This is a genomic window from Lysobacter soli, from assembly GCF_009755585.1.
GTDB classification, from domain to species: domain Bacteria; phylum Pseudomonadota; class Gammaproteobacteria; order Xanthomonadales; family Xanthomonadaceae; genus Lysobacter_J; species Lysobacter_J soli.
Map to the genome: position 1 here is coordinate 358,723 of NZ_CP046603.1, position 25,720 is coordinate 384,442.

At 66.7% G+C, this 25,720-nt stretch carries 25 protein-coding genes and 1 tRNA gene; 12 read left to right on the plus strand and 14 right to left on the minus strand.

The genetic code is table 11. The features are described 5' to 3' along the window. Window positions 1-5: 5 nt before the first annotated feature. Genes GOY17_RS01520 through GOY17_RS01530 form a run of 3 tightly spaced genes read right to left on the minus strand, consistent with a single transcriptional unit; the run spans window position 6 to window position 2,975 of the window. Window positions 6-1,511, minus strand: coding sequence for a PH domain-containing protein (locus tag GOY17_RS01520; RefSeq protein ID WP_157028999.1), 1,506 nt, complete (start codon window positions 1,509-1,511; stop codon window positions 6-8). After that, the gene (locus GOY17_RS01525) at window positions 1,498-2,004 is read right to left on the minus strand and encodes a PH domain-containing protein (RefSeq protein WP_157029000.1); all 507 of its coding nucleotides are present in this window, start codon (window positions 2,002-2,004) and stop codon (window positions 1,498-1,500) included. The genes GOY17_RS01520 and GOY17_RS01525 overlap by 14 nt, the downstream gene beginning before the upstream one ends. 38 nt (window positions 2,005-2,042) lie before the next feature. Further along, a complete protein-coding gene (locus GOY17_RS01530; RefSeq protein WP_157029001.1) occupies window positions 2,043-2,975 on the minus strand; it encodes a lauroyl acyltransferase in 933 nt (310 codons plus the stop codon). A 94-nt stretch (window positions 2,976-3,069) separates the two neighbouring features. On the opposite strand from GOY17_RS01530, the gene dtd reads away from it, so the two are divergent. Together dtd and rpoD are read left to right on the plus strand one after the other, a co-directional pair. Continuing rightward, entirely contained in the window at window positions 3,070-3,510 is a 441-nt protein-coding gene (gene dtd, locus GOY17_RS01535) for a D-aminoacyl-tRNA deacylase (protein ID WP_157029002.1), read from the plus strand. Between the two features lie 74 nt (window positions 3,511-3,584). Then, window positions 3,585-5,444, plus strand: a complete 1,860-nt coding sequence (rpoD, locus tag GOY17_RS01540) for an RNA polymerase sigma factor RpoD (protein ID WP_115842656.1) — start codon at window positions 3,585-3,587, stop codon at window positions 5,442-5,444. 221 nt (window positions 5,445-5,665) lie between these two features. Here rpoD and GOY17_RS01545 read toward each other — a convergent pair whose 3' ends face one another. Next, window positions 5,666-6,052, minus strand: coding sequence for a SnoaL-like domain-containing protein (locus tag GOY17_RS01545; RefSeq protein ID WP_157029003.1), 387 nt, complete (start codon window positions 6,050-6,052; stop codon window positions 5,666-5,668). A gap of 124 nt (window positions 6,053-6,176) precedes the next feature. Here GOY17_RS01545 and GOY17_RS01550 point away from each other — a divergent pair, with 124 nt between their 5' ends. Further along, entirely contained in the window at window positions 6,177-6,644 is a 468-nt protein-coding gene (locus tag GOY17_RS01550) for a hypothetical protein (protein ID WP_157029004.1), read from the plus strand. A gap of 3 nt (window positions 6,645-6,647) precedes the next feature. Here the strand turns inward: GOY17_RS01550 and GOY17_RS01555 are convergent, their stop codons facing one another. The 4 genes from GOY17_RS01555 to GOY17_RS01570 all read right to left on the minus strand — a co-directional run bounded on the left by GOY17_RS01555 (window position 6,648) and on the right by GOY17_RS01570 (window position 11,362). After that, window positions 6,648-8,030, minus strand: a complete 1,383-nt coding sequence (locus GOY17_RS01555; protein ID WP_157029005.1) for a glycoside hydrolase family 47 protein — start codon at window positions 8,028-8,030, stop codon at window positions 6,648-6,650. Continuing rightward, window positions 8,030-9,259, minus strand: a complete 1,230-nt coding sequence (locus tag GOY17_RS01560; RefSeq protein ID WP_157029006.1) for an AGE family epimerase/isomerase — start codon at window positions 9,257-9,259, stop codon at window positions 8,030-8,032. Before GOY17_RS01560 ends, GOY17_RS01555 begins: the two co-directional genes overlap by 1 nt. Further along, window positions 9,256-10,251, minus strand: a complete 996-nt coding sequence (locus GOY17_RS01565; RefSeq protein ID WP_157029007.1) for a carbohydrate kinase family protein — start codon at window positions 10,249-10,251, stop codon at window positions 9,256-9,258. The genes GOY17_RS01560 and GOY17_RS01565 overlap by 4 nt, the downstream gene beginning before the upstream one ends. A 70-nt stretch (window positions 10,252-10,321) precedes the next feature. Then, a complete protein-coding gene (locus GOY17_RS01570) occupies window positions 10,322-11,362 on the minus strand; it encodes a LacI family DNA-binding transcriptional regulator (protein WP_157029008.1) in 1,041 nt (346 codons plus the stop codon). 178 nt (window positions 11,363-11,540) lie between these two features. On the opposite strand from GOY17_RS01570, the gene GOY17_RS01575 reads away from it, so the two are divergent. Both GOY17_RS01575 and GOY17_RS01580 read left to right on the plus strand, forming a co-directional pair. After that, window positions 11,541-13,892: a GH92 family glycosyl hydrolase gene (locus GOY17_RS01575; RefSeq protein WP_157029009.1), complete on the plus strand. Its 2,352-nt coding sequence runs from the start codon at window positions 11,541-11,543 to the stop codon at window positions 13,890-13,892. A gap of 67 nt (window positions 13,893-13,959) precedes the next feature. Then, window positions 13,960-14,032, plus strand: a tRNA-Ile gene (locus tag GOY17_RS01580). Window positions 14,033-14,115: 83 nt separating this feature from the next. Here the strand turns inward: GOY17_RS01580 and GOY17_RS01585 are convergent. From GOY17_RS01585 to GOY17_RS01595, 3 genes are all read right to left on the minus strand, one after another. Further along, the gene (locus GOY17_RS01585) at window positions 14,116-14,862 is read right to left on the minus strand and encodes a hypothetical protein (RefSeq protein WP_157029010.1); all 747 of its coding nucleotides are present in this window, start codon (window positions 14,860-14,862) and stop codon (window positions 14,116-14,118) included. 141 nt (window positions 14,863-15,003) lie between these two features. Then, window positions 15,004-16,518, minus strand: a complete 1,515-nt coding sequence (locus GOY17_RS01590) for a DUF1254 domain-containing protein (RefSeq protein ID WP_198173770.1) — start codon at window positions 16,516-16,518, stop codon at window positions 15,004-15,006. A gap of 222 nt (window positions 16,519-16,740) precedes the next feature. Then, window positions 16,741-18,162, minus strand: a complete 1,422-nt coding sequence (locus GOY17_RS01595) for a M20/M25/M40 family metallo-hydrolase (RefSeq protein ID WP_198173771.1) — start codon at window positions 18,160-18,162, stop codon at window positions 16,741-16,743. Between the two features lie 212 nt (window positions 18,163-18,374). Between GOY17_RS01595 and GOY17_RS01600 the strand changes: the two genes are divergently transcribed. Then, on the plus strand, window positions 18,375-18,599 hold the full coding sequence (locus GOY17_RS01600) for a hypothetical protein (RefSeq protein ID WP_157029011.1): 225 nt from the start codon (window positions 18,375-18,377) through the stop codon (window positions 18,597-18,599). A gap of 83 nt (window positions 18,600-18,682) precedes the next feature. Continuing rightward, the gene (locus GOY17_RS01605; protein WP_157029012.1) at window positions 18,683-19,063 is read left to right on the plus strand and encodes a VOC family protein; all 381 of its coding nucleotides are present in this window, start codon (window positions 18,683-18,685) and stop codon (window positions 19,061-19,063) included. Between the two features lie 77 nt (window positions 19,064-19,140). Here the strand turns inward: GOY17_RS01605 and GOY17_RS01610 are convergent, their stop codons facing one another. Continuing rightward, entirely contained in the window at window positions 19,141-20,052 is a 912-nt protein-coding gene (locus GOY17_RS01610; protein ID WP_157029013.1) for a LysR family transcriptional regulator, read from the minus strand. A gap of 100 nt (window positions 20,053-20,152) precedes the next feature. Between GOY17_RS01610 and GOY17_RS01615 the strand changes: the two genes are divergently transcribed. The 5 genes from GOY17_RS01615 to GOY17_RS01630 all read left to right on the plus strand — a co-directional run bounded on the left by GOY17_RS01615 (window position 20,153) and on the right by GOY17_RS01630 (window position 22,957). Continuing rightward, window positions 20,153-20,482: a nuclear transport factor 2 family protein gene (locus tag GOY17_RS01615; RefSeq protein WP_157029014.1), complete on the plus strand. Its 330-nt coding sequence runs from the start codon at window positions 20,153-20,155 to the stop codon at window positions 20,480-20,482. Then, window positions 20,479-21,261: an SDR family oxidoreductase gene (locus tag GOY17_RS01620; protein WP_157029015.1), complete on the plus strand. Its 783-nt coding sequence runs from the start codon at window positions 20,479-20,481 to the stop codon at window positions 21,259-21,261. Before GOY17_RS01615 ends, GOY17_RS01620 begins: the two co-directional genes overlap by 4 nt. A gap of 195 nt (window positions 21,262-21,456) precedes the next feature. After that, window positions 21,457-21,636, plus strand: a complete 180-nt coding sequence (locus GOY17_RS18685; RefSeq protein ID WP_198173772.1) for a hypothetical protein — start codon at window positions 21,457-21,459, stop codon at window positions 21,634-21,636. A 12-nt stretch (window positions 21,637-21,648) separates the two neighbouring features. Next, window positions 21,649-22,227 carry a putative quinol monooxygenase gene (locus GOY17_RS19115; RefSeq protein WP_425482280.1) on the plus strand — a complete coding sequence of 193 codons (579 nt, stop codon included), beginning with the start codon at window positions 21,649-21,651 and terminating at the stop codon, window positions 22,225-22,227. A 25-nt stretch (window positions 22,228-22,252) separates the two neighbouring features. After that, window positions 22,253-22,957: a TMEM175 family protein gene (locus GOY17_RS01630; protein WP_198173773.1), complete on the plus strand. Its 705-nt coding sequence runs from the start codon at window positions 22,253-22,255 to the stop codon at window positions 22,955-22,957. A 41-nt stretch (window positions 22,958-22,998) separates the two neighbouring features. On the opposite strand, the gene GOY17_RS01635 is transcribed toward GOY17_RS01630, so the two are convergent. Both GOY17_RS01635 and GOY17_RS01640 read right to left on the minus strand, forming a co-directional pair. Then, window positions 22,999-24,315, minus strand: coding sequence for a sensor histidine kinase (locus GOY17_RS01635; protein ID WP_115841915.1), 1,317 nt, complete (start codon window positions 24,313-24,315; stop codon window positions 22,999-23,001). 4 nt (window positions 24,316-24,319) lie between these two features. Then, window positions 24,320-25,654, minus strand: a complete 1,335-nt coding sequence (locus GOY17_RS01640) for a sigma-54-dependent transcriptional regulator (RefSeq protein WP_157029016.1) — start codon at window positions 25,652-25,654, stop codon at window positions 24,320-24,322. Window positions 25,655-25,720 lie beyond the last annotated feature (66 nt).

Consider the following 25,720-nt stretch of genomic DNA (forward strand, 5'->3'; position numbering starts at 1 on the left):
CCGGATCACCAACGCAGAGGCCGCCGCGCGAGCGTCCGCGACAGCGACGCGTAGAGCGCCAGCGCGTCCTCGTGCGGCAGGAAGCGCACGCGCAGCGGCGGCGACAGCGCGCCTGCGCCCGAGGTGTCCAGATGCAGCGTCGCGGTGCCGCAGCGGCGATCCAGCGGCGAACGCGCGAGTTGCAGCGCCTGCAGCTTGTCCAGTTCGGCGAAACGCCAGTGGCGCGTCCACCAGCCCTCGCGCACGGCGACGATCTCCGTGTTGGCCGCGTACGCCATGCGCCGCGCGCGACGATGCGCGACGAAGGCCGCCCACGGCAGCCACGCCAGCGTCAGCAGGCCCCATGCGCCGAAGCGCCAGCTCGCGGCGATGGTGATCGCAATGACGACCGGAATCGTCGGCAACACCAGTCGCCACCAGTTCGACGCGGGCAACGCGCGCCAGTCCAGCTGCGTCCAGCCTGCGCGCGGTAGCAGGTGTTCGATCAGCGCATCGCAGTCGGCCGGGGTCGCGATCGGCGCCAGTTCGCGCAACGCACGTTGCTGCTGGTGTTCCTCGGCGACGGCGGTGTCGACGTCGAGGCTGCGGCGCTTCAACAGCCGATGCAGCGTGCCCTCATGCAACGTCCAGGCCTGGATGCGCCGACGTGACGCGCTGGTGCGCCAGCGCGCCAGCAGGCCGCGTTCGACGGTCAGCCGACGGCCGATCTCGCTCAGACGGAAACCGTGGTACTGCAGCAACGCCAGCAGGATCGAGAACCCGCGCAGCACGAGGATGGCGAACAGCACCAGCGCCAGCGCGGACACGACGTACTGCATCAGCCCGAAGTGATGCTCGCCGGCGAAGCCGAAGAGCCACTTGCCGACCGAGCGGAACGTGTCCATCACTGCGCGCTGGCTGATCTGCACGATGGCGGCGAACGCCGCCGCGACGACGACCAGCCCGCGGTTGGACACCAGCCCGAGCCGCACGATCTCGCCGAAGGGAAGCGCGAGCAGCGTGGTCGATTCGGGTTCGCTAGAGCTCTCCGTGGCCGTCGCGCCGCGGTGCCGCACCAGCGCTTCCAGCGCGAGCGCGTCTTCGAGCTTGAGCACGCGCATCTGCGCTTCGGGCTTGCTGCCGCCGGCCGATTCCAGGCGCACTTCGGCCACGCCGAACACGCGGTGCAGCGCGGACTGCTGCAGCGCGACGTTGTGGATGCGCGCGAACGGGATCACGCGCAGGCTGCGTTCGAACAGGCCGCTGCGGACCACCAGCCGGTCGCCGGCCACGCCGTAGCGATAGGTGAAGTACTGCCACAGCGACAGCACGACCAGCACCGCGACGCCGATCAGCGGCCACAGCTCGTTGCGGTCGCCGCGCCCGAACACCAGCAGCGCGACCAGCGGCAGCACGAACTGCTTCAGCTGCTGGACCAGCACGAACAGCCACGACATCGGGTGCAGGCGACGCTCGGCCGCGACCGTCGCGTCCGGGGCGGCGTCGGGCGATGGCGCGTCAGGCGTCGTCATCGGCATCGTTCGCTTCGATGGGGCGCGCGAGCAGATCGCGCAGGCGCTCGGCGTCGCCGGCATCCAGATGGGGCACGGTGACCGCGCTGTGGCGCGTGCCGGCGGTGTGCACGATCAGCGTCGCGAGGTTGCGCTGGCGCTGGAGCGGGCCGCGCTTGATGTCCAGGTGCTGCACGCGCGTGGCCGGCACGCGGGTTTCGCGCTGCCACATCCGGCCGCGGCGCACGGCCAGGCCGTCGGCATCCAGCCGCCAGAAGGTGCTTCGATAGTGCTTCAGGCCGATCCACGCTCCGGTGGCCAGTCCGACCAGCGCGAGCATGGGCGGCGCGAGCCACAGGTCGAACACGCCCGCCAGCACGAAGCCCGCCACCAGCCCCGGGATGGCGAAGGGCAGCATCGGCGTGAGCATGCTCGGCAGCCGCGCGCGATCGGGCAGGGGATGCCAGTCGGCGGGCGGTGTGACCGCCGCGGCGGCTTCGTCGTGGTCGGCCATCGTGTCGCTCCGTTGCGCGTTCGCGACGGCGCGTGCCGTCAGCGGTTCCAGTACGGGTTCTCTTCCCCCGAACCCGGCGGCCTGAGCGTATAGCGTTTGTAGGTCCACTGGTATTGCGCGGGATCGCGGCGGGCGATCGCCTCGACCGCGGCGTTGAGCGCCGCCACTGCGATCTTTGGATCCGGATCGGACACCGCCGCCGGCGCGCGCTGGATATGCAGCGCGAAGCCCGGATGGCCGGCGTGCGTGTCCACGCGCTCGCACCAGGCGAACAGCACGGTGGCGCCGGTGCGCGAGGCGAGCCGCCCCAGCAGCGTCATCGTCAGCGCCTGCACGCCGAAGAACGGCGCGAACTCGCCGTCGCCGGCCTTGGGCTGCTGGTCGGGCAGGATGCCGACGACGCCGCCATCGTTGAGGCGCTTGAACAACTGCCGGATCGCCGGGCCTTCGGCGCGGACCTGCGTGACGCGTTCCCCTGCGTCCGACTGCTCATGATCGGCACGCACGAGGTTGAGGAAGTGTTCGACGACGTCCGACTCCGGCGGGCGGTAGAGGATCGCCAGCGGCGTGCGCCACGCCAGCCACTGGTTCAGCAGTTCCCAGTTGCCGTGGTGGGGCGCGGCGATGATGACGCCCCGGCCGGAGGCGATGGCCTCGTCCATCAGCGCCGTGCCGTGTTGTTCGCGCAGCAGGCGCAGGTTCTCGGCGTGCGGGCGGGTCCACAGGCGGATGGTTTCCAGCACCTGTCGCGCGGTCGTGCGCAGGATCGCCGCGTGCATCGTTTCGCGCTCGGCGGGCAGCAGGTCGGGGTAGGCGAGTTCGAGGTTGATCCGCGCGACGCGGCTCTCGCGGACGTCGCGCCAGCGCCACCACGCCGCCAGCGCATCGCCCAGGCGGAGCAGCACCGGCCAGGGCAGGCGGCCGATCAGGGCGGCGACGAAGTACAGCAGGCGTGCGGCGAAACGGTTCATCCATTCAGTCTAACGGGGGCATCGTCGGCGCCGGTTGACCCCGCAGTGCCGCGGCCCACAGCATCGGCGCTCCATCCACCCGCCACGGAACCCCATGCTCGCCCTGATCCAGCGTGTGACCGAAGCCAGCGTCCGGGTGGACGGCGAAGTCGTGGGGGCGATCGGTCCCGGCCTGCTCGCGCTGGTGGGCGTCGAGCCCGGCGACGGCGACGCCCAGATCGCGCGGATGGCCGGCCGCCTGCTCGGATACCGTGTATTCGCCGACGAGGGTGGCCGAATGAACCTGGGCCTGGCCGACACCGGCGGCGGCCTGCTGCTGGTGAGCCAGTTCACCCTGGCCGCGGACACCCGCAGCGGCATGCGTCCGGGCTTCAGCACCGCCGCGGCGCCGGAGGTGGCTGAACCGTTGTTCAGCCGACTGGTCGGCATCTGCAGGCAAAAACATTCCGGGGGGGTGGAAACGGGGCGGTTCGGTGCCCATATGGTGATCAGCCTGGTCAACGACGGCCCGGTCACCTTCCTCCTGCGGTCCTGATGGCCAACCCGACCGGTCCGGCCTGATATACTGGAACGTTCCCATCCCTTCCCATTAGCGCGGTGGCGCAGCACATGGCCAACGAACGTCAGCCCCCCTCCTCCGATATCAAGCAGTTGATCAGCAAGGGCCTGGAGCAGGGCTACCTGACCTATGCCGAGGTCAACGACCACCTGCCCGACGACCTTGTCGACGCCGAGCAGATCGAAGACATCATCGGCATGATCAACGGCATGGGTATCGAGGTCCACGAAGTGGCCCCCGATGCCGAAACGCTGCTGCTCGCCGACGGCGGCACGGGCAACCGTGAAGTCGACGACACCGCCGCCGAAGAAGCCGCCGCCGCGCTGACCGCGCTGGACGGCGAAGGTGGCCGTACGACCGACCCGGTGCGCATGTACATGCGCGAGATGGGCACGGTCGAGCTGCTCACCCGCGAAGGCGAAATCGCGATCGCCAAGCGCATCGAGGAAGGCCTCGGCCAGGTGCAGGCCTCGCTGGGCGTGTTCCCGGCGACGATCGCCTCGATCCTGGACGACTACGAACAGCACAAGGCCGGCAAGAAGCGCCTGGCCGAGATCATCGTCGGCTTCAACGACCATCTGGACGAAGTGCCGGAGCCGCCGGCGCCGGTGGTGGTCGAAGCTGCCGACAGCGACGCCGAATCCGACGAGGACGAAGAAGAAGTCGCGGAAGGCGAAACCGAGGAAGTGGTCAGCGGCCCAGATCCGGTCGAAGTCGCCGCACGCATGGAAGCGCTGGCCGACAACTACCAGAAGTTCCTCAAGGCCTACGCCAAGCACGGCGCCGCGCACAAGTCGGTGCTGAAGCTGCGCGAGGACATGGCCGCCATCTTCGTGACCTTCAAGCTGCCGCTGCCGCTGACCGACGTGCTGGTCCGTGGCCTGCGCGAAGTCGTCAACGGCATCAAGGATCATGAGCGCCGCATCCTCGACCTGTCCACGCGTGTGGCCAAGATGCCGCGCAAGGACTTCATCCGCGCCTGGGAAGGCAACCAGACCAACCTGGAATGGGTGGACGAGCTGCTCAAGCGCAAGCAGAAGTGGTCGTCGGGCCTGCGCGAGGTGAAGGACCAGATCATCGCCGAGCAGCAGGCGACGATGGAGATCGAGAAGTCCTCCTACCTGACGCTGGCCGACATCAAGGACATCTCCCGCCAGATGGCCTATGGCGAGGCGAAGGCGCGCAAGGCGAAGAAGGAGATGGTCGAGGCGAACCTGCGCCTGGTGATCTCCATCGCCAAGAAGTACACCAACCGCGGCCTGCAGTTCCTCGACCTGATCCAGGAAGGCAACATCGGCCTGATGAAGGCCGTGGACAAGTTCGAGTTCCGCCGCGGCTTCAAGTTCTCGACCTACGCCACGTGGTGGATCCGCCAGGCTATCACGCGTTCGATCGCCGACCAGGCGCGCACCATCCGTATCCCGGTGCACATGATCGAGACGATCAACAAGCTCAACCGCATCAGCCGCCAGATGCTGCAGCAGTACGGCCGCGAAGCGACTCCGGAAGAGCTGGCGAAGGAAATGGACATGCCGGAGGACAAGATCCGGAAGGTCATGAAGATCGCCAAGGAACCGATCTCGATGGAAACCCCGATCGGCGACGACGAGGATTCCCATCTGGGCGATTTCATCGAGGACACGAACATCGAGTCCCCGGTCGAGGCGACCACCAACATCAACCTGACCGAGACCGTGCGCGATGTCCTCGCCGGCCTCACGCCGCGCGAAGCCAAGGTGCTGCGCATGCGCTTCGGCATCGACATGAACACCGACCACACGCTGGAAGAGGTCGGCAAGCAGTTCGACGTCACGCGCGAGCGCATCCGCCAGATCGAAGCCAAGGCGCTGCGCAAGCTGCGTCACCCGAGCCGTTCGGAACAGCTGCGTTCGTTCCTCGACATCGACTGACGCGGCAACACCGCCGATGTGTCACCACGAAGCCCCGCTCAGCGGGGCTTCGTGGTTTTCGATGCGCGCCTTTTCGCGCCACCGGGCCAGCAGATCGGGCAGGGCCCGGCGCCGCGGTACTTGTGCCCGCGGCTGCAGGTCTTCCAGCCGTTGTTCGTGGAAGGCGTGGTCGACTTCGCGTTCATGGCGACCTCCGCGGCGCGATCGGCCCGGCCGCTGCGTTACGACTTGTCGGTGTTGTAGAAGAACTGCTCGTGCGTGATCTTGCCGTCGCGCACCTGGTACACCGCGATCTCCTTCATCGCCACGCGACCCATGTCCTTGTAGGTCGCGTCCAGCCCCATCGCGACGCTGAACCAGCCATCGGCGATGACCGGATCGCTCACGCTGCCGCCGTGCACCTCGACGAGGTTGTCGGCCCACTGCCTGCCCTTCTCGCGGATCGCCGCCATGCCGCGCGTGATCGATCCGGCGTCCTGCCCGCTACCTTCGATGCTCACGGCATCCTCGGCGTAAAGCTCCTGCTGCGCCTGGTCGTACTGGCCGGTGCGGCAGAGTTCGACGAGGCGGTTGGCTACTGCGGCGATGTCGTTGGTCTTCGTGTCCATGCGAGATTCCTTCGGTTGGGACGCACAGCATGGGCGGGAGAGACTGACAGCGTGCTGTCAGCAGCGTGGCGCTGGCGGTAAGCTCGGATCCGGCCGCGGGGGGCGGTCATGCATGGGGAATCCGATGGAAGACACGAATCCGTACCGCAGCCCGGCCACGGCGTCGGTGGCAGTCGCGGTGCCCGCACCAGGCGCCCGGTTGTACCGGGTCTCGGGCATTGTGCTGGGCACGTTCATGGGCACGCCACTGGCGACCGGCTGGCTGATGTCGCGCAACTACCGCGCGCTGGGCGATCACGCGCGTGCGCGCCAGGCACTGACCTACGGCGCCATTGCGTGCGCGCTCGTGCTCGCACTCGTGTACGTCCTGCCCGAAAACGTGCCGGCGATGGTCTTCACGATCCCGCAGCTGTTCGCCGCCTCGCATATCGCGAAGCGCTTCCAGGGCGATCGCATCGCGGAGTACGAGGCCAGCGATCGCACCTACTCGAACTGGCGCGCCGTCGGCGTCGGGCTGCTGTGCTGCCTCGCCGTGCTGGTGGTGCTGGTGCCGATCGTCATCGGGCTCGCGCTGGCCGGCGTGATCGAGTGATCCTCACCACGTCCGCCGCAGCGGATGCGCTTCGGTGGTCAGCACGACCTTCGACGGATCCAGCGTTTCCGGCGGCGCGAACAGCAGGTAGAAATACTTGAAGGTCTCGGCGAGCACGAAGCTTTCCATGTCGTCGTCCTTGTCCTTCGTGATCACGCTGTCGAGCGCCGCGAAGCCCGAATCGGTGCGCGTGTAGCGGACGAAGTCGTCGAACATCTCGCGCCCCATCGCGCGGTACTTGGCATCGCCGGTCAGGCGGTGCAGGTACCACGCCGATTCGATGATCTCCGGGCGCAGCGGATATCCCGCCGACGTCACTTCGCCCTTGCGATAGTCGTACGCCTCCGGCTCGATGCCCCACTTGCGCCACATCTTGAACGACGAATCCTGCAGGCGGCGCGCCTGCGCGACATCGCCCGACAACGCCAGCAGTCCCGGCCAGAACGCATCGAGCGCGCCGTAGCGGCTGGCCACGCGTTCACCACTGTCCATGTCGACGTGGCCCACCCACAGCGCGCCGTCGACTTCTTCCGGGTAATAGCGGTTGGCCGCGGCGATGCTCTCCTTCCACATCGCGTGGCAGTCCTCGTCGCCGAACAGCGTCCAGCACTTCCACAGGTACTCGTAGTACGAGTCGATGCGCGCGCCGACGTGACTGCGCCTGTTCGTCCACTCGCCCGTGGTGACGTCGAAGCGCTCGCCGACCAGGCCGATCTTCGAACGACGCTTGTAGGTTTCCACGAGCGCGCGCTTGGCCTTCTCATAGAACACCGGGTTGCCGGTGAGCTTGCTGAGCGTGCCGTATTCCAGCAGCAGCGTGCCGGCCTCGGCGGGATTGCTCTCGTTGCCGTGTGCCTTGCCGGTGCGCAGGTTGACGTAGACGTACGGCAGGCCCGTGGGCGAATCGAACGCCGGCAGCAGTCGCGTGCCGAGGTCGTTCGCAAGCGCGAGCAGGCGCTGGTCGCCGGTCAGTTGGTAGCCCGACAGCAGGCCGCCGAGCAGCCGGATCACGACTTCGAAATGCTTTACGTCCAGGTCGCGATCGAACGACAGCTTCGTCGCGATCAACTCGCGCGCCTCCGCCTCCTCCCGGTCCAGGCCCATCAGGATCATCGTGTCGAGCGCATCGACCGGCGTCATCAGCAGCGACTCGCCGTACCAGTCCGATGGCGCGTTGGTCAGTGGCTTGAGCGCATCGTGGCCCCACGCGTATTCGCGATACCCGCGCCACGCGTGCAGGAACTGCGCCTTCACTTCCTCCGCGCTGCGTGCGGCGCGCTTGTCGCTGAACGACGCGGACGGCTCCGCGCCTTTCGTCGCGGGTTCGGCGGCGATGGCGAGAGTGGGAACCAGCAGCAGGGACAGCAACGCAGCGTGCAGGCGCATCAGTTCTCTCCGCGATGACGAAGGACGGCCAGGACGTCGTAGCACGCGCCCATGGTGTGGTAATCGGTCTTGCCGGCGGGACTCTTCTCGTCGCTGTACTTGCGGTTGCGGCGATCGAGGATGCGATACCACGCGCCATGCTCGTGATCGACGAAATACCGCCACGAGTACGCCCACAGCCGGTCGTACCAGTCCCAGTAGGCAACGTCGCCCGTCGCATCGGCAAGTCGCGCGGCCGCGGCCAGCGACTCGGCCTGCACCCAGAAATACTTGTCGTCGTCGCACACCGCGAACTCCGGCGCCAAGCCGAAGCCGTACGCGAGGCCACCGAACTCCGCGTCCCACGCGCGCCGCACGGCCGTGTCGAAGAGATGTCGTGCGGTGTCGATCAGACCGTCGGCCGGCGTGCCGCGTTCGCGCAGATGGCCGTCCAGGATGACCAGCAGCTTCGCCCATTCGGTCTGATGGCCGGGCTGATAGCCCCATGGACGGAACAGGTGCTTCGGATCGTCGCGGTGGTAATCCCAGTCGACGTTCCAGTCGCGATCGTAGTGTTCCCAGACCAGCCCGCCGGCCTTCGCGGCCTGGCGCCGCGTCATGCCGTCGGCGAGCAGCAATGCGCGGTCGAGGAAACGCGATTGTTTCGTCGCCTCGTACGCGGCGAGCATCGCCTCGCACATGTGCATGTTCGCGTTCTGTCCGCGGTAGTCGGAGAAGTTCCACTCCGCGTCAGCTTCATCGCGATACAGCCCTGCGTCCGCATCAAAGAAGCGCGACTCCAGCAGCTGCCAGGTCTCGTCGATCCACGGTGCCACCTCGTCGATGCCGGCCTTCAATGCCGTCGAATACGCCAGCAGCACGAACGCGACACCGTAACAGTGGTTCGTGCGGTCCTCGGGCACGCCGTCGCGGATCGTCCACGCGTAGCCGCCCGTGGATGCATCGCGATGCGCGTCGCGCAGGTAACGCAGGCCGTGGCGCGCGGCGTCGAGGTACTCCGCATTGCCGAACTCGCGCGCCGCCATCGCATAGTTGAAGACGAAGCGCGTGCTGCTGACGAGGTGGCGATGCGACGCGTCATAGACGCTGCCGTCGTCGCGGAAGTAATGGAAGAAGCCGCCCTTCGGATCGATCGCGCGCGGATGGTAGAACGCCATCGTGTCGGCGATGTGCGCGCGCAGGAAGGCGTCGCTGCGGAAGTCGGGTTCCGTCGTGTGCAGGGTCGTCATGCGTCGTTCCGGAAAAGGGTTTCGATGTCCTCGCGCGTCGGCATCGCGGCGAACGCGCCGTGTTTCGTCGCCGTCAGCGCACCTGCGGCGGCGCCGTGGCGCAATGCGTCGAGGATCGTCGCCTCGTCCGCGATCGCGTCCTCGAAGTTGCCCGCGTCCACGCCCAGTTCCACCAGTCGCAGCAGCAGGCTGGCGACGAAGGCATCGCCTGCGGCAGTCGTATCGACGGCGGAAACCCGGAACGTCGGCGCCTCGCCCTTCGTGGCGCGCGTGTACCAGCGCACCGGCTTTCCGCCGTCGGTGATCAGCACCAGTCGCGCGTGTCCCTGCCAGAGGCGCTGCAGCATCGCGTCGTGATGCCCCGCGCGACGGATCAGGAAATCCGCTTCACTGCGGCACAGCTTGACGACATCGGCTTCAGCGAGCGCTTCCCACAAACGCGGCGCGGGATCCACGCCTTCCGGCCACAACGAGGGCCGCAGGTTGAGGTCCATGCTCACCAGCGCGCCGTGTTCGCGCGCCAGCTGCATGCCGGCGACGGTGGTCTGCGCGATGTCGGCTTCCGTCAGGCTGTTGGAGCACACGTGCAGCACGGCCGCATCGAGAAAACATTCGGTGCGGAAATGCTCGACGCGGAACAGCAGGTCCGCCGCGGGCGGGCGGTAGAAGCTGAAGCTGCGCTCGCCTTCTTCATCCAGCGACACGAACGCCAGCGCGGTGCGCGCCGCGCTGGTGTGCGCGGTGAAGCGCGTATCCACGCCGAAGGCGCGCAACTGCGACATCAGGAACTCGCCGAACATGTCCACGCCGAGCATGCCGACGAAGCGCGCGTTGCCGCCCATGCGCGCGACCGCGGCGCTGACGTTGGCCGGCGCGCCGCCGGCGTACTCGACGAAATGGCGCGGGTTGCCCTGCAGTGCGGGAAGCGCGAGGAAGTCGATCAGCGCCTCGCCGAAACACACGATCGCCTTGCGTTGCACGGCTGCGATCATGCGCGCGTCGCCGCCGCGATCGTCGGGATGAACGCCGCGATGGCAGCGCGATGGAATAGGGGGCGACCGCTCATGCGGCATCTCCGGACAAGGTGGACTGGCTGCTCGCGCGCACGTGCAGTTGCACGGGCGCGATGGTGGTGATGGCGGGCGTCGACGGGTCCTGCAGACGCTGCAGGATCAACTCAGCCGCCTGGCGGCCGCGCGCGCGCGGATCGACCGCGACGGTCGTCAGCGGCGGCGCGCTTACGGACGCTTCGGGAATGTCGTCGAAGCCGGTGACCGCGAAGTCGTGACCGGCGCGTCGCCCGCGTGTGGAAAGGCCTGCGATCAAGCCCAGCGCGACGGCGTCGTTGTAGCAGACCGCCGCCGTCGGCGCGGGATCGCGCACGAACAGCGCGCCCGTCTGCCGCGCGGCTTCCAGTCGCGTCGGCGCGCATTCGACGATCCACTGCGGTTCCGGTGCGATGCCCGCGTCCGTCAGCGCGGCATGCCATCCCTTTCGACGTTCCGAGCACGAACTCGACTCGCCATGTCCACCGAAGAACGCGATGCGGCGATGGCCCTGCGCGAGCAGGTGTTCCGTCGCCAGGCGCGCCCCGCGTGCGTTGTCGAGCGCGAGGTAATCCCATTCGTCGCCGAGCGTGCGGTTGAACACCAGCATCGGCGTGCGCGATGCGAGCAGCGGACGCAGCCGCGCCGCATCGCTGCCTTCGGCGGGCGAGAGGATGATGCCGGCCGGATCGTGCTCGAGCAGCGAGGTGAGCACCGCCTGCTGGCGTTCGCTCGACTCGCCCGTGCTGCCCAGCAGCGTGACGTAACCGGCGGCGCCCAGCGCTTCGTCCACGCCGGCCGCGAACTCGGCGAAGAACGGGTTCGACAGGTCGTTGATCACCAGCGCGACGGTGTTCGACGCCTTGCGCCGCAGGTTCGCCGCGCCGCGGTGATAGACGTACCCCTGCCGCTTGAGCTCGGCCTCTACCCGCGCCCGTGTCTGCGCGTTCACCAGCGGGCTGCCGCGCAGCACCAGCGACACCGTCGCGCGCGACAGGTCGCAGGCGTCGGCGATGTCGGTCAGCGTGACGCGGCCGCGAGCGGCGGGGAGGGGCATGGACGGGCGGGCTCCGGGATTTGGATCGGTCTAAATCGGGCATCCTGCGGAAGGCAGCCGCCCGGCGCAATCCTGCGCTGCAGCATGAGGCCCGATGCGGAGCCGTGGTACGGTCCGGCGTTTAGACCGATCCAAATGCGCGGCCCGCCCGCGTCAGATTCCCACTCCAGGAGCGCCCATGTCCCGTCGTGCCCGTTCCCATTCACTGCGTCTGGCCGGCGCCGCGCTGGCGCTCGCCAGCGGGCTTGCGGCCGCAGCCACGCCCGGCGCGGGCGCGAAGGCCTATGCCTCGGTCGATCCCTTCATCGGCACCGGCGGCGAGGGACACACCTTCCCCGGCGCGACGGTCCCCTTCGGCATGGTGCAGCTGAGCCCCGACACGCAGATCAAATCGCGCAAGGAAGGCTACGGCTGGGCGGCGGGTTATCGCTACGACGACCACACCATCGTCGGCTTCTCGCACACGCATTTCTCCGGCACCGGGCACTCGGACCTGGGCGACGTGCTGGTGATGCCGATCGCGGGCGAGGTGAAGCTCGAACGCGGCGACGTCGACAAGCCCGGCAGCGGCTACACCTCGCGCTTCGACCACAAGGACGAACGCGCCGAACCCGGCTATTACGCCGTGACGCTGCAGGACTACGGCATCCGCGCCGAACTCACCGCGAGCCCGCGCGTCGGCGTGCATCGCTACACGTTCCCGAAGGGCAAGCCCGCGCACGTGCTCGTCGACCTGCGCACCAGCATGTACGACTACCCCGGCAAGGTGCAGTGGTCGCGACTGCGACTGCGTCCCGACGGCACGCTGACGGGCTTCCGCGAAACGCGCGGCTGGGCGCCGGGTCGCCAGCTGTACTTCGCGATGCGCTTTTCCAAACCGGTGAGCGGCCAGCAGTTCCACGACACCGAAGAGAACGTCGTCTACAAGGGCTTCCCGCCGCCGGGGGAGAAGGACCCGCGCCAGCGTGCGCAGATCGAAGGACGCCAGCTTGTCGGTGCGTTGGATTTCGCCGCGGCGCAGGGCGAGTCGATGATCGTGAAGGTCGCGATCTCGCCGGTGAGCGAGGAAGGCGCCATCGCCAATCTCGACGCCGAAGTGCCCGGCTTCGACTTCGACGCCGTGCGTGCCGATGCGAAGGCGCAATGGACACAGGCGCTGTCCGCGCTCGACGTCGATGCGCCCGAACCGATGCGCCGCAGCGTCTACACCGCGCTGTACCACACGCTGATGGGGCCGTCGCTGTTCATGGACGTCGACGGTCGCTATCGCGGCCCCGACAACGCCGTGCACCAGGCGAAGGGCTTCACGAACTACTCCACGTTCTCGCTGTGGGACACGTACCGCGCGTTGCATCCGCTGCTCACCATCGTGCAGCCCGAGCAGCGCACCAACGACTTCGTCAATTCGCTGCTCGCCTCGCGCCGCGCCAGCGCATACGGCGTGCTGCCGGTGTGGGCGTTCCACGGCCTGGAGACGTGGTGCATGATCGGCTACCACGCGGTGCCAGTGATCGCCGACGCGTACATGAAGGGCATTCGCGGCTACGACGCGAACGAAGCGCTCGACGCGATGGTCGCCAGCGCAAGCTACGGCCCGTACGACGGCATTGCGCAGTACATGCAGCTGGGCTACGTGCCGATCGACGAGGAAGGCGAAGCAGCATCGAAGACGCTGGAATACGCGTTCGACGACTGGACCATCTGGCGCATGGCCGGCGAGATGGGACGCGACGACGTGGCGAAGCAATTCGGCAAGCGCGCCGCCAACTGGCAGCACGCGTTCGACGAATCCACCGGCTTCATGCGCGCACGCAAGCGCGACGGCAGCTTCCGCGAACCCTTCGACCCCAGCGCCAGCGGCTACGGCACCGACTACACCGAAGGCAACGCGTGGCAGTACTCGTGGTACGTGCCGCAGGACGTCGCCGGCCTCGCGGCCGCGCACGGTGGCGAAGACAAGCTGCTCGCGCGCCTGGACGCGGTGTTCGACGCGAAGGTCGATCCGAAGATCTTCGAACACATGGAAGACATCACCGGCCTGATCGGCTGGTACGCGCACGGCAACGAGCCCAGCCACCACGTCGCGTATCTCTACGCGTACGCGGGCCAGCCGTGGCGCACGCAGGCGCGCCTTGGCAACATCATGAAGACGCAGTACGCGCCGCGCCCCGACGGGCTCGCCGGCAACGACGACCTCGGCCAGATGTCGGCGTGGTACGTGTTCACCGCGCTGGGTTTCTATCCCGTCGCGCCGGGCAGCAACGAGTACGTCATCGGCCGTCCGTTCATGCCGCGCGCCACGCTGAACCTGCCGAACGGCAAGCGCTTCACCGTCATCGCCGACGGCCTGGACGACGCGCATCTCTACATCGGCACCGCCACGCTCAACGGCAAGCCACTGGAGCGCGCGTTCCTTCGCCACGACGAGATCATGGCCGGCGGCGAACTGCGCTTCACCATGCAGGCGCAGCCGAACAAGACCTGGGCGACCGACCCGTCGCAGCGCCCGTACTCGATGTCCAGCCGCTGAAAATCGCCGGCGCGCGAACCCTCGCGCGCCGGCCCAGCCGCGTCGGCTGCTAAACTCCGCAGCCCACGGGCCTATAGCTCAACGGTTAGAGCAGGGGACTCATAATCCCTTGGTTCCAGGTTCGAATCCTGGTGGGCCCATTTGTTGATGGATCCCCGTTCAGCGATACAACGCTGCGCCTGGATCAACCGTTGCGCGAACCGATGCGTTGGCGCCACATCTTTCAGAAAGCGAACTCGAACCCGGCGAGCGGACCGCTCAACGTGATATCGGTATTGTTGCCGCCGGTCTCGACCTCTATCGCCAGGTATCGGTAGCCGACGATCCACGCGCCATGCTTCACGTGGTAGCGGACCACGGCACTGGCGCTGTGCGTCCCTTCGGTTTCTCCGAACGAGCCGTCGCCGCGCAACGTGAGCTGCCAGCGATCGGACAACGCCCACGTGTAATGCGCTCCGAGCATGAAGTCGCTGTAGGACTTGTCGATGCTGCGCTCCGACGGGGAGAAGACCGGATTGATGGGATCGAACCTGACCTTGAGGTCCACGTCGACGTAACGCAGGCCGCCGAACACATCGAGCCCATGGGAGCGCTCTTCGCCCGGACTCCAGAAGGCGGCCAACTCGAACAGCTGCGAATCCAGATCGGACCGGGTCGCGACGCGCGGGAACTGCCTGTCGTCCGCCAGGCCAAGGAAGATGTAATCGGCGAACGCACCGAAGTGATCGCCCCGTCCCTCGGCATGTATCAGGAACGCGCCATCGATCTTGTCGATGATGTCCGAGAATGCCGAATCGGTTTCTGCGGGTGGCTGACCGGTGCGCAGGTCTGTTGCGATGCTCGGCGCCCAGAGGTAGGGCGCGATGGTCCACTCCCACGCTTCGCTTTGCTGCGCGTGGGATGCAAGCGGTGCACCCGCCATGCACAGGGCCATGACAGCAGTCGCGAACGATCGCAAATCGTTGCTCATCGTCGGGCTTCCCATTCGCGGACCCATGGTCCGACGTTTTCGATCGCGGACATGGGAGAACAACGTCGCTCCGATTCCGCGTGGTACAGGACGGCCCATGTCCGGGCCGTCCGGTTGTTCCTCACGCCGACGCAGTGGAACCTACGGCGTCGGATTCGCCGCCTTGACCACCGGCGGTGGCTGCCACGTGCCCTTGCCCGGCGGCAGGATCGATGGCGGCGTGTCCTTCGGCCAGTACGTGCGCAACATCAGGATGAACTTGCCTTGCGGCGCCGGCAGCCAGTTGTTTTCCTTGTCCTTGCCCGGCGACTTGTTCTGGAAGTACAAGGTCAACGAGCCGTCGTCGTTGAACTTCGGCTTGTTGCGCATGCTGATGGTGAACCGGTCGAGCGGGTTCGGATTGAACCACCAGCCTCCATCGTCGATGTACATCGTGATCGACCAGAAGCCGTTGACCGGAGGTGTCTGGTCTTTCGGGAATGTCAGCGTGTAGGAATTCGCGCCGTTGAGGGTTTCACCATTGCCATCGGTCAACGCGTAGGGATAGATCGCGTCCTCCGGGAGATTGGCAGGCCATCCAAACGCGGCGATCAGTGCACGCTGGAGATAATCGGTTCCGTATGTCCCGGCCGCTGCTGGAATGAACCACCCGTTCTGCTTGGTCCCCGACGTCTCCCGCCGTGCAAAGATCTTCTGCTGCGCCGTCCTGGTGACATCCTTCAGCGCAGCCTGCGCAGAGGGCGACAGTTTGCCGATGTCGAACGGCTTGCCGGGCTCCAAGCCGATCTTGGCCATGCGGGCAACGATCGCGCCGTCCTCCGGCGCAGGCGGTGCGGTAGTGCCCATCAGACGCGCCATCATCCCGAAGTAAGTCGAGAGGTCCATCTCGTCGATGATCTTCTGCGGCTTGTCCGTCATCGAAAAGCCGGGGTTCGGATCAACCGGCGGTGCGGTGTAGGTATACGGTTTGCCGAACGCAGATAGCGGCACGAGCTTGTACTGGGCCTGCAACGCGTTGACGGCCTTGTAGTCCGCCTCGGTGCCATCGGCATAGGTTCGCCCAAGGATGACCAGATGTTGCGTGGGCGACTTCACGTGTTCCATGCCGGCAGGAACCTGTCCGCTCCAGCCGGGCCCGCTGATCAGGATGTCGGCGGCCTTGCCACCCATTGTGCGGCTGCCTGGTGACGCGACGACGGGCATCCACAGGCTGTAGTGCGGAAACAGGAAGAAGCGTTTGCCCATGTCGGGATGACTGAAGACCATCGGCTCGTTGCGCAGGTCGACCCACGCGACCGAGTAAAGCGTGTCCGCGTTCGGCGCCGATACGCCTCGGTAGTCGCCGGGTGGATAACGCGGAACATTCGCGAACTGGTTAGGCGGCGCGTGCAGGGCGTCGGCCTTGGCGACATTCGACATCTGCACCCGTGTGACTTCGGTGGTGATCAGCGAATAGCCGTAGATGTATGCGTCGGTCGCGATATCGACCACTTCCTTGTCGCTCAGTGCTCCAGGGCCTTGGACAGGCGCCTCCTGCTTCTGCACTGTTTCGGTTTGTTCGGTTTGTCGCCCGCCGTCGCGGGAGCATGAGAGCGTCAAGAACGTCAGCGACATGCACAACGACATCGCGGCCAGCCTGGCCAGTCTCGTATTCACGGACCTTCTCCTTCAGCAGAGGAAACCGGGGGAATACACAAGGACCGCCCGGGCGGCGGTCGGCATAGGAGGCTCCCGCAAGTGTTAGCGGAAGGTGATGTCGTTGGCCTCGCGCTGGATCTTCGACAGCGCCGAGCAGGGCTTCCGTCTTCGCAATAGAGAAGGCCCGCCGTTGGCGGGCCTCTGTCTCCGTTCTTGCGCGTCGGGGGACCGGCTATTCCGTTACTGCGCCAACGCCTTGACCAGGTCGAACAGATAATCGCGCCCGACATACACCGAACGCACTTCCAGGCGTTCGTTGAGCCCATGCGCGCCATTGCCGTCGGGATCGCCCCACATGCCGGGCACGCCGTAGGTCGGGATCCCCACAGCCGACATGTAGAGTCCGTCAGTCGCGCCGGTCGACATCGACGGGATCACCGGCACGCCGGGGAAGTACTTCGCGCTCAACGTTTCCATCGGACCGATGATCGCCGGATCGAGCGCGGGCGATTTGGCCAGGGGCTTGTCCTTGCGTGCGAGATCGATCGAGATGGCGGGATTGCCGATGACTCCCACCAGCGCGTCCTTGATCTCCGCCGGCGTATGGCCGGGGAAGATGCGGCAATTGACGTTGGCTTCGACCCGCTGCGGAAGTGCATTGACCGCGTGCCCGCCGTTGATCATCGTCGCCACGCACGTCGTGCGCAGCATCGAGTGGAAGCCCTTGTCGGTGTTGACGACCGCCTCCGCCCTTGCGTCACCGGGATCCTTCGCCAACGCCGCCATCGCGGCACCCAACTCATCCTTGCGCGCCGCACCGGCGCGCGCAAAGAAGGCGCGGGTCGTGTCGTTGAACTCGGTCGGGAACTCGTGCCCGCCGACCTTCAGCAAGGCCTCGGACATCGCGTAGATCGCGTTGTCGCGCACGGGTTGCGAGCTGTGTCCGCCGGGATTGGTCGCGACCAGCTTGTAGTCCTGGTAGGTCTTCTCGCCCACCTGGATCGATTGTGCGACCAGGTGCCCCTTGCCATCGGTATCGCCACCGCCGCCTTCGTTGAGGGCGAAGGCCGCGTCGATCAGATCGCGTTTGTGGTTGGCCAGGTACTGCGCGCCGTTGAACGCGGTGTCGGTCTCCTCGCCGCACGTCAGCGCGATCTTGACCGTGCGCGCCGGCTTGTAGCCGGCCTGCTTGAAGCGGATCAGCGTGTCGGCCCAGGTCGCGGCCATCATCTTGTCGTCGGCGATGCCTCGCGCGTAGTAGTAGCCGTTCTCCTCGACGAGCGTGTACGGGTCGCGCACCCAGTCGGCCCGCTTGGCCGCCACCACGTCGATGTGCGCCAGCAGCAGGATCGGCTTGAGCGTGCTGGACGTGCCGGGATAGACGGCTACCAGCCCACCTTCCTTCGGGTGCTCGGGCACCGAGAACAGCGTGATCTGGTCGTCGGCAAGGCCTGCTGCCTTCAGGCGCGCGGCGATCTGCCCGGCGGCCTGCGTGCAACTGCCGGTGGTGACCGAGGTGTCGGTCTCCACCAGTTCCTTGTAGAGCTCGAAGAAGCGCTGCTGGTCAGGACGCAGCGGACCCATCTTGCCGGTCGGCACCTGTGCCGCCACCGGACCCGCGATCAACGCGCCCACCGCCAACGCCATCCACATCCTTCTCATGCCTCACCCCTTGGTTGTGCCCGCGAATGGTGGCGCGAGCCTGCGCAATCGCCCCCTCGTATCGAAGGGCCCTGATCCGCCTTCTACAGTAACCGGCGACCGATGTCCGGCTTTGGGGGTTGCCGGGCCCCACGGCGCCTGGGAGAGGTGGCCGCTGGTAATGTCCGGTGTCGACCCGCACCGTACATTGGCCGACATCGCGGAGACAGGGCATGAAATACATGGATGGCGTCGATATCGAGCCAGGCGACATCATCCAGATCGCCACGAAATATCGCGGAAAGGTCATCGCTTCGATGGACACGGGGAGGTATCTCCCCGGGCAGGAAGGCTGGGCGTATCTTGGCGAAGGCATCATGGTCGATACCGACTTCGGCGGTCTCGTGCATTACACCGTCGATACCGCTGAAGACTTCGTGCTCATCGCGCGCGCCTGACCGGGTACAGACATCCGCTTCCTGCCGAGCCGACATCCGGCCGTTCCGAGATTGGCGCCGATTCAATTCAGGGTCCTTCGAACATGCTGCATCACATCTCCATCGGCGTGCGGGATCTCAACCTGGCTGGAAGGTTCTACGACGCGGCCCTGGGCGCGCTTGGATTCAGGCGCGTGTTCGAGGACGAAACCGCCATCGGTTACGGCCTCGTCGACGGTGAGGACCTGCTCTGTCTGAAGCTGCGGGAGAAGGCGCAACCGCCTAGCGACGGGTTTCATCTGGCGTTTGCGGCGGCGTCGAGGACGGCTGTGCGGGCGTTCCACAGCGACGCTCTGAAGATCGGCGGCCGCGACAACGGTGCACCGGGCCTGCGGCCCGACTACGGCGATCACTACTACGCCGCTTTCCTCATCGATCCGGACGGCCATCGCATCGAGGCTACGATCAACGCGTCTGAACCCTGAGCACATCGGTCGTATTCGAATTGCACCCGGGTGCGCTTCGCTTAGCCGGGCTACAAGGCAGTTTTCGGACGAAGGCGTCAGCTCTCCTGCCCGATATCCCGATCAAGCAGGCAGTCGATGAACGCGCGCAGCGCGGGCAACATGTGCCGACGGCTTGAGTAGTAGAGATAGAGCCCGGGCACGGTCGGCGACCAGTCGGCGAGAACGCGCTTGAGGCGGCCGTCGCGCAGCGCTTCGGCGATCTCGTCATCGTTGTAGGCGTACAGCACGCCAAGCCCCTGCAGCGCGGCGGGAACGACGATGTCCTGATGGTTCGCGATCACCATGCCCTCGCCGAAGAACTCGACCGTCTTGCCTTTCTTCTTGAACTCCCACCCCGCGATCTTCCCGCTGCCGGGGAAGCGCCAGTTGATGCAGGCGTGGAGATGCAGGTCATCGGGCGTCTTCGGCTCGCCGTGCTTCGCGAGATAGTCGGGCGACGCCACCGCCAGCAGTTCAAAGTCCGGTGTGAGCCGCACCGCCACCATGTCCTTCTGCAACCGCGCGCCCACGCGGATGCCCGCGTCGAATCCTTCGCCTGCGATATCGCTGAGGCCGTCTTCGATGACGATGTCGAGGACGACATCCGGATGCGCGTGCACGAAACGCCCCAGCCGCGGCGCGATCACCTTCTTCGCCGCCATGCTCAGTGTGTTGATCCGCAACGTTCCCGCGGCGCGCGCATTCGCGCCCACCGCCTGCGCGACCGCGTCGTCCATGTCGCGCAGGAGCGGCGCCATCCGCTCGTGCAGGCGACGTCCGGGTTCGGTCGGCGACACGCTGCGCGTCGTGCGATTCAACAGACGCACGCCCAGCCTGGATTCGAGCTGGCGAATGGTCTGGCTGAGCGCGGATCGCGACAGTCCCAGGTGATCGGCGGCCCGGGCGAAGCTGGCCCGATCGACGACGGCCACGAAGGCCTTGAGTTCCGCGAAATCAGAGCCGCGCATTGTGCACCGTTCGCTACATGGCCTGATCGGATCATAGGTGATTCTCTAACCTGGCACGACGCATCAGTCTGGCTCCGTACCCCACCCACGGAGCACTGCAATGAGAGACCTGGACCTGCCCGAGCCGATCGCGGCCTACTTCGATGCCGAGCGCCACGACGGCCAGGCCGTCGCCCGCTGCTTCACCAAGGAAGGCGTCGTGCTGGACGAAGGCAAGACCCATTCGGGCGCCGCCGAAATCGAGGCCTGGAAGAACGAGGCGACCGCCAGGTACACCTACACCGCGCAGCCCCACACGCTGCAGACGCAAGGACACCGCTACCTCGTCACCAGCCGGGTATCGGGCAACTTTCCGGGCAGCCCGGTAGACCTGCGTTACGCCTTCATCCTCGAGCGCGGCAGGATCGCGTCGCTGGAGATCTCGCCATGAACTTCGACCTCCAACTGGCGGGAAAGCGCGTCGTCGTCACCGGCGGCACGCGAGGTATCGGCGCGGCCGTGGTCGAACTGCTGTCCCGGCTCGATGCACGCGTCGTGGCGACTGCACGTTCGCAACCGAAGCAGCCGATCGAGAATGTGCACTACGTAGCCGCCGATCTTCCAACCGCCGTCGGCGTGCGCGCGGCGGTGGACGCGGCCGGGCGCCATCTCGGCGGTATCGACATCCTGATCAACGTGGCGGGCGGATCGTCTGCGCCGGCGGGCGGTTTCGCCAGGCTGGACGACCACGAGTGGGCCAAGGCGCTCGACTTGAACCTCATGTCGGCCGTGCGGATGGATCGCACGGTGCTGCCGGCGATGATCGCGCAGGAATCGGGCGTGATCCTGCATGTGACGTCGATACAACGCGTACTGCCGCTGCACGACGCCACCATCGCCTATGCGGCGGCCAAGGCGGCGTTGTCGACCTACAGCAAGGCGTTGTCGAAGGAAGTGACGCCCAAGGGCGTGCGCGTGGTCCGCGTCTCGCCGGGCTGGGTGGAGACGGAAGCTTCGGTTGATTTCCTCGGAGGCATCGCGGCCAACGCGGGCACCGACTATGAAGGCGCCAGGCAGATGGTCATGCAGGCACTGGGCGGGATTCCGCTGGGGCGCCCGGCCAAGCCCAGCGAAGTGGCCGACCTCATCGCGTTCCTGGTCTCTCCGCGGGCCGAGTCCATCTCGGGCGCGGAATACACCATCGATGGCGGCACCGTGCCGACTGCGTGACACGCCGTCGCTCGGAAGCGAGCAGCCGAAGAGAAGGGCCCGACCGGGCCCTTCTTCGGATGTCGCAGGGCGCAACGCGAGGACGGTAGAACTACCGAAGTAGCAGACAGTGATCGGGTTCATTATGGCCACGACGCCGCCCAGGCGTCGGACCGCCGCGTTGGCGTGCGATCTGTCTACTTCGATGCGAGGAACATGGCGGCCAGACAACCCCCGTGGAAGCGCAAGGCCCCGCCGGGCAAGAAAGCGCGCACCTCGTTGACGGCCGCTGAAATCAAGGCTGCCCGGGAACGCGCCGCTGCCGCCGGACGACGCTATCCAAACCTCGTGGACAACATGTGGGCGCTGCGACAGCGATCCCTACGTGATCGTTGACGGTGCATCCGTATGCGACTCACCGCTTCTTCTCCCGCCAATGGTGGGCGACGCGTCGATCGAAGCGGGCTCGTCGGCGGCATGTTCGCGATTCAACAGAAGAGGTCGTTGCCGTCGCGCCGTCAGTTGACGGCGCGATCGCGCGGGCACAGCGCCAGCAAATGCGCCATTGATGCGCCTCAGTGCGATGCCTCCCGTTCGTTCGTCAGCGACGTGAGTGAATCCGGCGCGGACTTCACGGACCAGGGGCGTAGGGTGGGCGGCTCCCAACCGAGGAGACGCGCCATGATCAAAGTAGCGTTGCTCGTCCGCCTGGAAGCAAAACCCGGAAAAGAGAACGACGTGGAGAAGTTCCTGCTGAGCGGGCTTCCACTGGTCCAGGCCGAGCCCGCCACGACGGCCTGGTTCGGCATTCGCCTGGGGCCCTCGACGTTCGGCATTTTCGATGCGTTTCCCGATGAGTCGGGTCGCCAGGCACATCTGGACGGCAAGGTGGCCGCTGCCCTCATGGCGAAGGCCGACGAACTGTTCTCCTCGCCGCCGTCGATAGAGAAGGTCGACGTGCTTGCGGCCAAGGTGCCGGGCTCGTGAGGCCCAAGAGCCGGACGGTTTCCAGATGATGCTTCGCAAGGAAGGCAGCCAGCACACCGGCTCGCACACGCACGGTGCCGAGCGCGGACTCAGCCGCTTCGAGGGATTCAGCGATGCGGTGTTCGCCATCGCGCTGACGCTTTTGATCGTCGAGATCAAGGTTCCCGGATCGCCCGAGGGAGCGCACGGCTACAGCGACCTTGTCAGTGCGATCGCCGAACAGTGGCGCGAATTCCTCGCGCTGGGCCTTTGCTATGTCGTGATCGGTGCCTACTGGATCCAGCACCATTACTCGGGGCGGATCTACGCGAAGAGCGATCACTGGTTCGGCGTGATCAACCTGCTGTTCCTGCTGGCCATAGTCGTCATTCCGTATCCGGTGCGCGTCTGGTGCTTCCATTACGGCACCGACTTCGAGCCGGTCGCGTCGGTGATCCTCGTCGCCGGCCTGGCCGTGACCGCCTGCACCTGGATGGCGAAGTGGTTCTACGGAATGCCCGGTCGACGCGTCATGGACCAGCGGCTTGCGCCCGATTTCCTCCGGCAGATGACGCGCCGCTACGGCATCGCGGCGCTGGTCCAGATCGTCGCGGTTCCCGTCGCGGTCGTGGCGCCGCGCGTCGGCGTGGCCGTCGCGCTGCTCTGCATCGCCTTCTTCCTGCTGCCGCAGCCCAAGCCGCGTTACATACCCGGGCTCGAGCCGGACGAGCACGAGAAGTTGAAGGAGTAGCGGCCGCAGCCTCAGGGCAGGGGGAACGGGGAACCTGTGAGCTACTCCACCGGCAGCGTCAAACTCACCGTCAGCCCGCCACCATCGCGATTGGCCAGGCCGATGCGGCCGCCATGGGCTTCGCAGATCTCGCGCGCCAGCGCCAGGCCCAGACCGCTGCCGGTGCGCTTGGTGGAATAGAACGGCACCAGCGCATTGGCGAGCACCGCGTCCGACATGCCCGGCCCGCGATCGCTCACTTCCACGCGCACCACGCGACCGATCTGTCGCACGCTCAGCGTCACGTCGCCTTCGTTCGAACCCGACTCGTGCGCGTTCTTCAGCACGTTGATCAGCGCCTGTTCCACCTGCGCCGCGTCGAAGCGCGCCGGTTCGCTCGGAATCGGGCCGCGATGGAAACCGTAATGCTGCTGCAGTCGCGACAGGAACGGCGCCCAGTCCACCGATTCGAGTTCGGGCACCGGCAGCTTGGCGACGCTGGAATAGCCACGCAGGAAACCATGCAGATGCCGCGCGCGTTCCTCGATGGTTTCGAAAATGCGGCCAAGCTTCTCGTAATCCTCGCGACGCAGCAGTTCCGCACCGGAATGCGCCAGCGACGTGATCGGCGCCAGCGAATTGTTGAGCTCGTGGCTGATCACGCGGATCACCTTCTTCCACGTCGCCACTTCCTGCCGGTTCAACTCGGCCGTGAGGCGCTTGAACATGTAGAGCGTGTGCACGCGGCCGTTGAGATGGAAGTCGCGGCGCGCGAGGTGGTAGGTCTCTTCCTGTCCGGCGTGTTCGAAGCTGAAAAGCCGGTCGCGGCCTTCGCCGAGCGCTTCGCGCAGCGGCGCCGGCGTGTGCTCCATCAGCTGCGGGAACTTGAGGCCCTCGACCTTGCGGCCGTCGTGGAAAAGCTGGCGCGCGGCGAGGTTGCCGTACACGATGGCGCCGCGGCTTTCGATCAGCAGCAGCGCGGTCGGCGTGTTCTGCACCACGGTATCCAGCAGCAGTTCGCGCTGGAACAGCGACTGGCGCTCGTCGCGCAGCACACGTCCCAGTTCGTTGTGCGCTTCCACCAGATCGTCGAGCTCGTCGTGCGAGCGGCGCGTGACGCTGAAGCTGAAATCGCCGTCGCGGAAACTGGCGACCGAACCGGAGAGCGCGCGGAACAGGCTCAGCTGCCGCGCGAGGTAGCGCTGCGCGATCAACGGCGCGACCAGCGCACACAGCACCAGCGTGAGGCTCGCGCCGAGCAGCGCATTGCCCAGCCAGTCGATCAGCAGCGCGCACAACCCGACGGCGCCGAGCATTGCCGCGAACAGCAGCAGCGCGAGCTTTCCAGCCATCGAGAAGTGGCGCTTCGGCGCATCCATCGCATCACCGCGCGATGCCGAGCTTGTCCAGCCGGCGATACAGCGCCTGACGACTCAGGCCGAGGTCCGCCGCCGCCTGGCTCATCACGCCGCCGGCGCGTTGCAGCGCGGCTTCGATGGCGTCGCGATCGGGTTCGCCATCGTGCGTGCGCGGCGCGGGCGGCGAGGCTGCAAGACCGAGTTCCTCCGCATCGATGACATCGGCCGAGCCCAGCAGCAGCGCACGCTGGATCGCGTTCTTCATCTCGCGAACGTTGCCCGGCCACGCATGCCGCAACAGCGCGCCGCGCGCGGCATCGCTGAGGCGACGCCGGCCTTCGAGGAAGTGCTCGGCCAGCGGCAGGATGTCGCCGCGACGCTCGGCCAGCGGCGGCACGCGCAGTTCGATCACGTTGAGGCGGTAATACAGGTCTTCGCGAAAGGTGCCGGCGCGGATCATCGCGGGAATGTCGGCGTTGGTGGCGGCGATCACGCGCACTTTCACCTGTCGCTCGCGGTTGGACCCCAGGCGCTGGAAGCGGCCGGTTTCGAGCACGCGCAGCAGCTTCATCTGCCCGGCCGGCGGAAGATTGCCGATCTCGTCCAGCAGCAGCGTGCCGCCGTCGGCCGCTTCGAACTTGCCTTCGCGCGCCTTGTTGGCGCCGGTGTAGGCACCGGCTTCGGCGCCGAACAGTTCGGCTTCGATCAGCTCCGACGGCAACGCGCCGCAGTTGAGCGTTACGTACGGGCCTTCGCGCACCGACGAATTGGCCTGGATGATCTCGGCGATGCGCTCCTTGCCGGCGCCGTTCGGGCCGGCGATGAGCACCGGCACGTCGGCCCGCGCGACGTGGCACGCCAGGCTCACCACGCGTTCGCTCGCGGGATCGGCGAACACGACGCCGCGCAGATCGTACTGGCGCTCCAGTTCCTGCCGGCGACGACGTTCGCCATCACGATGCTGTGCGAGCGCGCGGTTCGCCTCACCCAGCTCCAGCAGGTTGGTGACCGTGGTCATCAGCTTGTGGTCGTCCCACGGCTTGCCGAGGTAATCGGCGGCGCCGGCCTTCACCAGTGCGACCGCCGACTCCAGCCGCGTCCACGCGGTGAGCAGGATGATCGGCAGGTCGGGGAACCGGTCGCGGATCGTGCGGAACAGCGCGATGCCTTCCTCGCCGGACGTGGTGTCGGCGGTGAAGTTCATGTCCTGGATCACCAGGTCGATGGTTTCGCGTTCGAGCACTTGCAGGCCTTCGTCGGGCGACTCCGCGCTGAGCACGCGCAGGTCGGCCAGCGAAAACAGCACGTCCAGCGCGACGTGCACCGCGTGGTTGTCGTCGATGACGAGGATGGTCCGCATGAGCCTTAGGGTAGCAGTGGGCCGACATGACGCGGCGGCCGTCCCGGAGAGAGTGGGAACGGCCGC